The sequence below is a fragment of the Peribacillus sp. TH27 genome (genome assembly GCF_016650915.1).
Classification (GTDB): Bacteria; Bacillota; Bacilli; order Bacillales; family DSM-1321; genus Peribacillus; species Peribacillus butanolivorans.
Map to the genome: position 1 here is coordinate 1,670,435 of NZ_JAEKEV010000002.1, position 11,664 is coordinate 1,682,098.

The following is an 11,664-nucleotide window of genomic DNA, read 5'->3' on the forward strand; positions in this document are numbered from 1 at the left end:
GGGACCTTGATTGGTCCCCTTCTATCATCCGATTATATGGTAACCGGAATCCACATGAATATTTTCACCAGTAATCCCGCGGGACATGTCACTGAGTAAAAACACAGCCGTATCTCCCACTTCTTCAGGTGTCGTCGTACGACGGAGCGGTGCTTCTTCTTCAATCTTCTTCAAGATTGTATTAAAATCACGTACTCCTTTTGCAGATAATGTACGTATTGGACCAGCAGAAATTGCATTCACACGAATGTTATCCTTACCAAGGTCACTCGACAAGTAACGTACATTGGCTTCAAGTGACGCCTTAGCCACTCCCATTACATTATAGTTTGGCATAACTCGTTCACCGCCAAGGTACGTCATTGTGACAATACTGCCGCCTTCTGTCATAATTTCTTTCGCTGCTTTAGCTACAGCTGTTAAAGAGAACGAACTAATATTATGAGCAAGCAAGAAACCCTCACGGCTCGTGTTAACAAAATCACCGTCCAGCTCTTCCTTATTTGCAAATGCGATACTGTGTGCTACACCATGAATGATACCTGCTTCTTCCTTGATCGTCGCAAAACATTTTTCAATGCTTTCGTCCTTTGTTACATCACATTGCAATATGATTGCAGGCTCACCTTCCAAAGTGGAAGATAGCTCCCTGACGCTCTTTTCTGTACGTTCTTTCCCATAAGTAAATATCAACTTGGCACCTGCTTTGTGTAAGGAACGGGCCACTCCCCAAGCAATACTTCTTTTATTGGCAACACCCATTATGACAAACGTTTTTCCATCTAATGAAAAAGTCATCGTATGTGACCTCCTATTTTGATACAAGTTATTAGTACCTGCTACTAATGACAGTATAACAAATTTATGGTGAGAAAAACACCGTTTTCTAATCTACTGCTTGCATTAAACATTTTGAAATCCTGTTAGCGAGTGGTTAACCTTTTCGCTTACAGTAAATACCCCATGAATAATGTTGCCAATCCGAAGTAAATCAGTATACTAATAAGGTCGTTGATGGTTGTAATGAAAGGACCGGAAGCTACCGCTGGGTCAATCTTCATTTTATGCATGAGGAGCGGGACAAGTGAACCTGCAAGTGTGGCAACGATTAGAGTAATGAAAATCGAAATACCGACTAATAATCCAAGCATAAAATCATCTTGCCAAAAAAAGACGATAAAAATGATGGCAATTCCGCATGTTAGACCAATAATAAGGCCAGTTCCAGCCTCTCGAAGGACCAGTTTCCACTTGCTTTCCTGTTCTAATTCCCCTGTTGCAATTCCTCTAACCGCTACTGCCAGTGCTTGTGTTCCTGTATTTCCAGCCATGCCACCAATCAATGGAATAAAAACAGCAAGAATGGCTTTTTGGCTTAGTGTCTCTTCAAATCGACCAATCAGACTCGCAGTCAACAAACCTAAAAACAAGAGAATGACCAGCCATGGCAGCCGTTTTTTTGCAGCTGAAAATGGACTCTTATCGACGTGGTCAAGATCTGATATACCCGCTAATTTAGAATAATCATCGGATGCTTCTTCGTCCATGACATCGATGATATCATCAACTGTAATGATCCCTAACAAATGGTTTTGAAAATCTACGACCGGTACAGCGAGGAAATTATAATCCCTTATTTTACGGGCCACCTCTTCTTGATCTTCTGTTACAGGAACGGATACTACCCTGTCATCCATTAAATCACTAATTAAAGCCTCTTCATCAGCGATAATCAAGGTCCGGAGCGATAACACACCAAGCAGTTTCTTATCTTGGTCTGTAACAAATACATAATAAATCGTTTCTGCTTGCGGTGCTTCCCGTTTCAAAATCTGCATCGCTGAGCGAGCCGTTTCGTTCGCCTCAATAGCAATGAACTCTGTCGTCATTATGCTTCCTGCTGTAGATTCCTCATAGTTTAGAAGCTCCTGGATTTCACTAGCTGCTTCATCATCCATGATCGTCAAGTAGCTAACGGCCTGCTCATCATTTATCTCATTCAACACGTCTGCAGCATCATCCGCATACATATGGGAAAGCATATCAGCTACGTAAGAAGGATTCATTTCAGCGAGGAGGCTTTCGTAATCGTCTTCATCTATTTCAATGTTTTCAAATAGACCAGCCATTTCTTCCGGAGATAAATATTTGTACACAACTGACCTAAATTCATCCGACAAGCTTGTATAAAATTGAGCCTGATCGTATGGATGCATTTCTAGGAACTCCGTGCGGAACTGATCTAGGTTTTCTGTTTTAAGTGCGTCAAGCAATAGTTCATTATTCATTTGATTTCTTTCCAGTTCCCTCAACTCTTCCATAACTAAACACCTCCAATAAACTTATTTTTTAATTTCCTCGTTTATATTTTATTTTTTTAAATAATACTATACTAATACCATAAACATATACAAAACAAACAAAGGGTGTGACAAATGAACATTGATATCATTGGGGACATCCATGGATGTTTCACCGAATTTAGGCAGCTGACAGAAAAAATGGGATATACCTGGGAAAGCGGCATACCTGTCCATCCCTCGGGAAGAATTCTTGGCTTTGTAGGGGATTTAACCGATCGCGGCCCAAATTCTCTCCGTGTAATTGAAGTGGTCTATGAATTAGTCATTAACCAAAATATTGCGCTATATGCTCCAGGTAATCATTGCAATAAACTGTATCGTTATTTTTCAGGCAATAAAGTGCAAGTATCTCATGGTTTAGAGACTACAGTAGCTGAATATCAATCCTTAAACGTTCGGGAGCAGAAGAAAATCCGAAAAAAATTCATCGATTTGTATGAACGATCCCCACTCTATCAACTCATCGATGAGGGCCGTTTAATTATTGCGCATGCTGGTATTCGGGCCGATTATATCGGTCAATATGGAAGTAAAGTAAAAACTTTTGTCCTTTACGGAGATATCAATGGCACCAAGCATCCAGACGGCTCGCCGGTCAGAAAGGACTGGGCCCAGTACTACAAAGAGAAAGCCTGGATTGTGTATGGGCATACACCGGTTCCGGAGGCAAGACAAGTCAATCATACATACAACATTGATACCGGCTGTGTCTTCGGTGGAAAACTAACTGCTGTCCGTTATCCTGAAATGGATCTTCAAGATGTGCCTTCAACAATGCCTTATATAGCAGAGAAGTTCAGGACTTCTTTTGATTAACCAAAAAAAACTCGCCATTTTGGTGAGTTCTTTTGTGACGACAGATTTAAATTATATTCTTATTTTTGACGTTTTACCTTCATTACAAATGCAATGACCTCTCAACCATTAATTCCCATCAAGCAAATGTATCATATCCTGCGGTAATTTTTCTTGAAACAACATCACCTTCTTGGTAAAAGGATGAAGAAATTTTAATTCGAAACAATGCAGGGCCTGACGGGCGATCATTTCCCTGTGTCCTCCATATAAATCATCCCCAGCAAGCGGGTGTCCAATATGAGCCATATGCACCCTGATTTGGTGTGTCCTCCCAGTTAGGAGCTCCAAATTAAGAAATGTATAGGTTTCAGTTTGGGCTAATACCTCAAAAAGAGTACAGGCATAGCGACCATCCTCCCGAACTTCCCTTTCAATAATGCTGGTCGATTTCCGTCCGATTGGCACCTCTATCATTCCTTTTGGTCCGTTAACAAGTCCTTCAGCAATTGCTTGGTATCGCCGTTTAACTTGTCCAGATTTTTGTTGCTCACTTAAAAGATGATGGATATGTCGATGTTTGGCAATTAAAACCAAACCCGATGTATCACGGTCAAGTCTTGTAACAATATGAATCGTTGCATGGATTCCCATCTTCTTATAATACCCTGCCAACCCATTCGCAAGACTGCCATTGGGATGCTCACGAGATGGAATGGTGTTCATAGAAGGAGGCTTGACAACTACCAATACAAATTCATCTTCGTACCTGACAAGAAGTGGGATGGGTTCCGGCAGAAGGCCCTCACTTGCCTGTTCCGGAGGAAATATGACTGTGACGCTGTCACCAGTATTAATCCGCTCCCTCACTGTCACTTCTAAACCGTTCACCTTGATTAAACCACCTTTAAACTTAATATCCGTTAATGCTCGTTTTGAGATATCGTATTTGCTGAGAAATTCCCGCAGTAAAGAGCCAGAATCCTCTTCAGAAACCGACCAAGTTAAAGAAAAGTTTTGATTTGACATGTAGTGATCTGAGCTCCTTAGTTAGCAATAAATGAATCATGAACTCTTTTCCAGAATGGAAATGGGCGGAATCTAGCGAAACGAATCTTTTCATCAGCAACACGGCATTGAATCGATTTTACATCTTCCTGAAGCAGGGTTAAATGATCAATCGTGATTTGAAAATTGACGGCATTGACGGGCCGGAACATACATGTATGATGAGCCGGCAGCAGAAGTGGTGATCCGACCGTCCTAAACACCCGGTTATTAATGGATGCCAATTCGGTAATCTGGATTGCATCAATCGAAGGATGGACAATCGCTCCCCCAAGCGCTTTATTATAAGCTGTGCTTCCTGACGGTGTCGCAATACATAAACCATCACCACGGAACGTCTCAAAGTGCTGGCCACGTATTTCCACATCCATGACAAGGGTTCCTTCAACACTTTTGACTGTAGATTCATTTAATGCCAAAAATCTTGCTTCACGTCCTCCATGCTGATATCGGACAATCGTTTCAAGTAGCGGATATTCAACAATTTGAAATGGTGTTTTTGCTAATGCTATCACCAATTTTTCAATTTCATCCGGGGTCCAATCTGCATAAAACCCAAGATGACCTGTATGTACTCCAACGAAGGCTGTCTTATCTAAGCGGTTCTTATAACGATGAAAAGCATATAACAATGTACCATCACCACCGACCGAAATTACAATATCCGGCTGATCTTCGTCATATTCCAAATGAAAGTCCTGAAGATACGTTCTCATCCTTTGCATTAAAGTATTAGATTTCGCATCTCCTTTTGACGTAATCGCAAATTTCATATAATCCCACCTTACTATTTTAGATTTCTTCTTATTTCACTATTATCGTTTTTAAGAATCTTTTTTTCTTGAAAAAAGACGCTGTGCTTCCTGAATTTCCGTACGTATTTGCGACATTTCTGCATCCAGCAGAAATGCTGCTTCTGCTGCTCGTTTCAACCGTATTTGAATATCTTCGGGAAAAATACCTTTATATTTATAATTTAACGAGTGTTCAATCGTCGCCCAAAAATTCATCGCTAAAGTTCTAATCTGAATCTCAGCAAGAATATTTTTCTCGCCATGAATTGTCTGAACCGGATAGCGTATGACAACATGATAAGAACGGTAGCCGCTTGCTTTTTTATGAGAAATATAATTCCTCTCTTCGACTATTTCGAAGTCATTGCGACCGCGTAAAAGCTCTACAACCTGTTCGATATCATCCACGAACTGACACATCATCCGAAGGCCTGCGATATCTTGTATTTCAGTGCCTAATTTATCAATAGGAATATCCTTCTGACTCGCCTTATCCAAAATGCTGACAATCGGCTTTACTCTGCCTGTTACAAATTCGATAGGCGAGTGAATATTCTCTCTTTCAAACTGTTTCCTTAATCCCTTTAACTTAACCTTCAATTCTTCAACAGCCTGTTTATAAGGCGCCAAGAAATCGTCCCAACTCTCCATTGCCACACCACCTATATCAATCGAAAAAGCGCCTGTTCAACTCTGGTATGGGCAGGACGCTTCGATTCTTCTCTCTAATCCGGCAGCTCTATAGCTAACTGCCTTTACACATGGATCTTTTAAAATCGTCCAGAAATAATAATATGTATAATTTCTCTATATACTGTAATCCACTTCATCATGCTTAACGTTTATATTTTATCATATCCGGCAATTGATTCCTAAATATTCAAGTACAATAACTAAAAATTATTGTATTCAATTTGACAGCAGGAATGGTTCTTATATGATTAATCTAAGATAACAGGCAGAAAGGAAGGAAACACATGAGCCAGCATATTGAAATTGAATTTAAAAACCTTTTAAATGAAAAGGAGTTTAGTCAACTAATTGATTATTTTCAAATCTGCACCTCGAACTTTAAATCTCAGCAAAATCATTATTTTGATACTTTGAAATTCAATTTAAAAAATCAAAACTCTGCACTTCGAATCAGGGAAAAAAATGAACGATACGAGCTAACTTTAAAACAACCGGCAACAGAAGGACTATTAGAAACGAATCAAGATATAACTAAGGAAACCGCTTATTTATTTCTAAACCATAATACTTTTCCTGAAGGGCCAATCAAGCATCTAATTCTCGAAAGCGGGCTCAATCCTAATGAGTTTACTTGCTTTGGGACCCTGCAGACAGACCGTTTTGAATTTCCATACCAAGGAGGGATTCTTGTTTTAGACCACAGTTCGTATGTAAATCAGGAAGACTTTGAGCTTGAATACGAAGTAACAGATGCTGAAACTGGAAAAAAAATTTTCCTTACTCTCCTAGAAACCCTTCAAATTCCGGTAAGAAAAACCGAAAATAAAGTTAAGAGGTTTTATATGGCCAAATTCCAGGACTAATCCTAACAAAACCCAAATTCGGAGGTGGAGCGTTTGAAAATCCAAGATTTCAAGACATTTATTGAACTGCTGTCCATCCAGAAATTCACAACTGGCGACATCACAAATACTAATTCATCTCAATCCATTTTCCAGGACATGCTGTCGGAACTGGTTTCGAGTGATACTTTAAAAGGTACATCGCAGTCATTGGGATCCTTGCTGTCTAATGTGGAAACTGAAGCAAAATCCATTCTTCAATCCACCAACCTGACATCTATAAATCCGTTAAAAACCGCCAATACTAGCCATAAAGCTAGCGAAACTGTTACAAATTATGATGACATTATCAGCCAGGCGGCCACTTTATATAATCTCCCAGAAAAACTAATTAAATCAGTTATTAAACAAGAATCGAACTTTAATCCTAAAGCTACTAGCTATGCAGGTGCTGCAGGCCTTATGCAGTTAATGCCCGCAACTGCCCGTAGCCTAGGTGTGGATGATATCACAGATCCAGAACAAAACATTATGGGTGGGAGTAAATATTTGAGCCAAATGCTAACTCGTTATAACGGAGATATCCAAGTTGCCCTTGCTGCTTATAATGCCGGACCAGGTAATGTCGATAAATATAACGGCATTCCACCTTTTAAAGAAACACAAAACTATGTTCAAAAAGTTTTCACCACATTCTCCAGCTAAAAAAAGCTGGCCCTTAATTTAAATTGGGTCAGCTTTTTTTAGTGGAAAGATATAGCTATATTTACACCTCACACAGATTTAAAAACCGCCAAAAAAGCGGTTTTTTTTATTTATTTTCCCTTGTCATAATACAGATGTAAAACTTTCTTCAAGCTATATAATTGTTTTATGAGTACGTCATTGTTAAAATATGAATAAATATCAACCATCTTTCTTTTAAAAGGAGTAATCAGCATGATGCAAGGGAACCCTACACCATATGAATTAATTGGAGAAGGGCAATTACACAAGTTAATTGATGTGTTTTACTCCAACGTTAGTCAACACCCGGATTTGCAGCCGATTTTCCCTGACGACTTAACAGAAACGGTCCGTAAACAAAAACAATTTATGACTCAATATTTAGGTGGACCCTCTTTATATACTGAAGAACACGGTCATCCTATGTTGCGGGCTCGACATATACCTTTTGAAATAACACCAGAACGTGCGAAAGCATGGCTTTCCTGCATGTATCAAGCTATGGACGAAGTAGGCCTTGAGGGTGAAATACGGGAGTTTTTCTATCACCGCCTCTATTTGACGGCACAACATATGATCAATACATCCGGTATGGACGGGAAAGGAGAAGACAGTTGAGCGCACATAAACCAGTTTTCAATATTTCCGATTGGATAAAGACACAGCATTGTTATGATATAGGAAAAAAGCCAATTGAAATTTATGTTTTTGTTGATCCACTTTGTCCCGAGTGCTGGGGCTTAGAACCAATTATAAGAAAATTACAGATAGAATATGGCCAATTATTCAGCTTACGCCATGTTTTAAGCGGTAAAATCGATTCTCTTAATATGGGGAAAAATAAAAATTACGAAAACCTTGCTCAAGTTTGGGAAAAGACTGCCAGCCGCTCGGGAATGTCCTGTGACGGAAGCCTTTGGTTAGAAAACCCAATCTCTTCTCCATATTCAGCTTCCATTGCCATTAAAGCAGCCGAATTACAGGGCAGAAAACTAGCGATTCGCTTTTTAAGACAGCTTCAAGAGCATGTATTCATTGGAAAAAGGGATATCTCTAATATAGAAGTCCTGACCGATTGCGCCAAAACCGTAGGATTAGATGTTGAGGAATTTCTACATGATATCAATTCTTCCAGTGCAGCAAAGGGCTTTCAATGTGACTTAAAAATCACAAGTGAAATGGAAGTAACAGAAATACCCTCCCTTGTCTTTTTTAATCAAAATATTGAAGAAGAAGGAATAAAAGTTTCGGGTGTCTATTCTTACGAGGTATATGTTCAAATTTTGGAAGACATGCTGAATGGTCTTCCTGCCCCTGCTGAACCGCCATCGCTCGAAGAATTTTTAAGTTGTTTTAAACTAGTTGCTACTAAAGAAATCGAAACGGTTTACAATATGAATAAAAATAACGTCGAGTTAGAAATGAAGAAACTTGTTTTAAAACAAGTTGCTGAAAAAATCCCAGCTAAATACGGTACATTTTGGAGATATACAGAGAAGCAGTCATTAGAATGACTGCTTCTTTTTTAATTATAAAAAGGGAAAAACCATGCAAATCATTCTTTGCATGGTTTTTTTATAAGAAATAAGGGGATGGGAGAAACTTTTCACGATCAAACAAAGGGGTATAAGTTTGTTTGTGATTCACTTCACAATAAATAATATAACAGATAACTCACCTATATTTCAACTACATTGTGTAACATTTCACAATTTGTACATAAAATATTTTTTCTGTATTTGCAGTTCCTTATTAATATAATCAATAAACCCTTGATTTGGAGCCTTTTTCAAAATAAGTGTTAAAAATTCATTTTATAATTAAAGGTGGTGTGAATATATTGTGAAAAATTTCACAATATATTCACACCACCCTTCTTCTTATTTTTTATTTATTTGTATATTTTTTTATTAATAAAACATAATATTTTTGGCAAACGTATTCACAGAGCTCAAAACCAATTTACAGAAGTGAATTCCCTTAAATACCTGCATTTTTCACTATATTTATCACTGAAAGTATGAATTATATATTTTCTAATGAAAAAAAACCCGGCAAATCGCGAAATTTGCCGAGTTTTCATCTATTTATACGAACAAAGGGGATGGGAGAAATTTCACGACGATCAAACAAAGGGGTATATGTTTGGATGTGATAACTTCTATATCTGTACTATATCAGATAATACTTATCTAACGCAAGCACTTTGTGCGTCATTTCACATTATTGTCATATTCTTAGAATACTGCCTATTCTAAAACATAAAATCTTATAAGGAGGCTTCAGATTTTCTACTTCTATCAGGTTGGAGGTGGCCAAATTGAAAGGCACTATTTTACTAATTCTCTTAATAGGGTCGCTGTTCGTCCAGCTACTCGGTATCATGAATCTCATTCCTCTGTATTTCACCTCCCCTATTTTATTTTTTGTTTTTTTCATTATTCTTCACAGTTTAAATCAAAGAAATCGTTTTAGAGGATTATAACGTAAGCTGAAAAGGACCCGCATCTTTGCGGGTCCTTTTTCCGATTCTTATTTAGCCAAAAGTTCTTCCAACTCATTTAATTTTTCTTCAAATACATTCATGGCTTCTTGCACTGGCTCTGCTTTTGTCATATCGACGCCAGCCTTTTTGAGAACCTCAATTGGATAATCGGAGCTTCCTGATTTTAAGAACTCCAAATACCTTTTGACAGCTGGTTCTCCTTCTTCTAGTATTTGCTTGCTTAAGGCTGTAGCTGCACTTATACCAGTCGCATATTGATAAACGTAGTAATTATAGTAGAAATGTGGAATTCGAGCCCATTCCAGACCGATTTCCTCATCAATGGCTACATTCTCTCCAAAGTATTTCTTGTTTAGTTCATAATATTCCTTCGTCAGCATATCTGCTGTTAATGCCTCTCCATTTTGAGCTTTCAAATGAATTGTATGTTCAAACTCAGCAAACATCGTTTGACGGAACAGCGTACCACGGAAGCCTTCTAAATAATGATTTAATAAATAGATGCGTTTCTTTTCATCCTCGATTGTATTTAATAAATAATCATTCAATAGATTTTCGTTACATGTCGATGCAACTTCTGCTACAAAAATAGAGTAATTTCCGTATGGGTATGGCTGATATTTACGTGTATAAAAGCTATGGACCGAATGCCCAAACTCATGAACGAGAGTAAATAAGTTATTCACGTTATTCTGCCAGTTCATTAAAATATAAGGATTCGTCCCGTATGTACCAGAGGAATAGGCACCGCTTCGTTTCCCTTTGTTCTCATGCACATCAACCCAACGATTTTCAAATCCTTCTTTTAAAACATTTAAATAGTCTTCCCCAAGTGGAGCAAGGCCTTTAAGGACATAATCTTTCGCTTCCTCATATGTCACTTCCATTTTCACTTCTTTTACAAGCGGAGTGAATAAATCATACATATGAAGTTCATCTAATTCTAAGACTTTTTTACGTAATTCAAGATAACGGTGCAGTAACGGCAAATTGTCATTGACCGTTTTAACGAGATTATCGTATACGGTCTCCGGAATGTTATTGTTACTTAAAGCCGCATGGCGTGCCGAATCATATTTTCGAACTGTCGCATTGAAATTATGATTCTTCACTTCACCTGACAGGGTTGAAGCAAATGTATTGCGAAACTCTCCATACTTACTATATACCCCTTTAAATGCATCCTCACGTACACGACGATCTTCACTTTCAAGGAAACGAATGTACCTTCCGTGAGTTATTTCCACTTCATTCCCCTCTTCATCCTTGATGGTCGGGAATTTCAAATCTGCATTGTTAAGCATGCCGAAAGTATTACCTGATGCATCGAGTACTTCTGATGCTTGTGCCAATAAAGCTTCCTGCTCAGCAGACAAGATATGAGGCCTCTGAAGACTAATTTCCTCCAATGAATGTTTATATAAATTCAATTCTTCTTTTTCTTCTAAAAATCCAGCCACTTTGCTTTCGTCAATACTCAATAGTTCAGGAACCATATAAGAAAATGCCGCTGCTGCCTGGGCGTATAAAGCTTTTGCACGGTCTTCCATTCCTTGATAAAAAGGATTGGTTGTATCTTGATCATTGCGCATATGTGAATAAGAATAAACTTTCCCTAGCTTCTCAAATACTTCATCTTGGAATTGCAGGGCTCTAAATAACTTTTCAGCGCTTTCACCTAATGTTCCTTTGTGCGCATCCGCTTTCTTAAGGTCTTCTTTTACAGCTTTGAAGGCAGCTTCCCAGTCTTCTTCAGTCGCGAAGATATCTTCCAACCTCCAAGTATCTTCAGCTGCAATTTCACTTCTTGAGGGCAATGTATTTACTTTTGTTTCTTGTGTCATAATAATTTCCTCTCCATTCTATAGAAAACTTTC

11 protein-coding genes are annotated in these 11,664 nt (G+C 38.4%); 5 read left to right on the forward strand and 6 right to left on the reverse strand.

The genetic code is table 11. The annotated features are described in order from the left end of the window. Nucleotides 1-24: 24 nt before the first annotated feature. Nucleotides 25-798 carry an enoyl-ACP reductase FabI gene (gene fabI, locus JFU24_RS09455; protein ID WP_201249882.1) on the reverse strand — a complete coding sequence of 258 codons (774 nt, stop codon included), beginning with the start codon at nt 796-798 and terminating at the stop codon, nt 25-27. A gap of 149 nt (nt 799-947) precedes the next feature. Further along, nucleotides 948-2,321, reverse strand: coding sequence for a magnesium transporter (gene mgtE, locus JFU24_RS09460; RefSeq protein ID WP_201181808.1), 1,374 nt, complete (start codon nt 2,319-2,321; stop codon nt 948-950). 114 nt (nt 2,322-2,435) lie between these two features. Here mgtE and prpE point away from each other — a divergent pair, with 114 nt between their 5' ends. Further along, on the forward strand, nt 2,436-3,179 hold the full coding sequence (gene prpE, locus JFU24_RS09465; RefSeq protein ID WP_201181809.1) for a bis(5'-nucleosyl)-tetraphosphatase PrpE: 744 nt from the start codon (nt 2,436-2,438) through the stop codon (nt 3,177-3,179). Nucleotides 3,180-3,287: 108 nt separating this feature from the next. On the opposite strand, the gene JFU24_RS09470 is transcribed toward prpE, so the two are convergent. Genes JFU24_RS09470 through JFU24_RS09480 form a run of 3 tightly spaced genes read right to left on the reverse strand, consistent with a single transcriptional unit; the run spans nt 3,288 to nt 5,671 of the window. Further along, entirely contained in the window at nt 3,288-4,187 is a 900-nt protein-coding gene (locus tag JFU24_RS09470; RefSeq protein ID WP_201249883.1) for an RluA family pseudouridine synthase, read from the reverse strand. Nucleotides 4,188-4,204: 17 nt separating this feature from the next. Further along, the gene (locus JFU24_RS09475) at nt 4,205-4,999 is read right to left on the reverse strand and encodes an NAD kinase (protein ID WP_053345008.1); all 795 of its coding nucleotides are present in this window, start codon (nt 4,997-4,999) and stop codon (nt 4,205-4,207) included. Between the two features lie 51 nt (nt 5,000-5,050). Continuing rightward, nucleotides 5,051-5,671, reverse strand: coding sequence for a GTP pyrophosphokinase (locus JFU24_RS09480; RefSeq protein WP_053345007.1), 621 nt, complete (start codon nt 5,669-5,671; stop codon nt 5,051-5,053). Nucleotides 5,672-5,997: 326 nt separating this feature from the next. Between JFU24_RS09480 and JFU24_RS09485 the strand changes: the two genes are divergently transcribed. From JFU24_RS09485 to JFU24_RS09500, 4 genes are all read left to right on the forward strand, one after another. Continuing rightward, nucleotides 5,998-6,576, forward strand: coding sequence for a CYTH domain-containing protein (locus JFU24_RS09485; RefSeq protein ID WP_201181814.1), 579 nt, complete (start codon nt 5,998-6,000; stop codon nt 6,574-6,576). Nucleotides 6,577-6,600: 24 nt separating this feature from the next. Beyond that, the gene (locus JFU24_RS09490; RefSeq protein WP_342214681.1) at nt 6,601-7,260 is read left to right on the forward strand and encodes a lytic transglycosylase domain-containing protein; all 660 of its coding nucleotides are present in this window, start codon (nt 6,601-6,603) and stop codon (nt 7,258-7,260) included. Between the two features lie 234 nt (nt 7,261-7,494). Continuing rightward, nucleotides 7,495-7,899 carry a globin domain-containing protein gene (locus JFU24_RS09495; RefSeq protein WP_053345004.1) on the forward strand — a complete coding sequence of 135 codons (405 nt, stop codon included), beginning with the start codon at nt 7,495-7,497 and terminating at the stop codon, nt 7,897-7,899. Further along, nucleotides 7,896-8,795 carry a ClpXP adapter SpxH family protein gene (locus JFU24_RS09500; RefSeq protein WP_082527662.1) on the forward strand — a complete coding sequence of 300 codons (900 nt, stop codon included), beginning with the start codon at nt 7,896-7,898 and terminating at the stop codon, nt 8,793-8,795. The genes JFU24_RS09495 and JFU24_RS09500 overlap by 4 nt, the downstream gene beginning before the upstream one ends. A 1,018-nt stretch (nt 8,796-9,813) precedes the next feature. Here the strand turns inward: JFU24_RS09500 and pepF are convergent. After that, a complete protein-coding gene (gene pepF / locus JFU24_RS09505; RefSeq protein ID WP_056528213.1) occupies nt 9,814-11,631 on the reverse strand; it encodes an oligoendopeptidase F in 1,818 nt (605 codons plus the stop codon). Nucleotides 11,632-11,664: the final 33 nt, after the last annotated feature.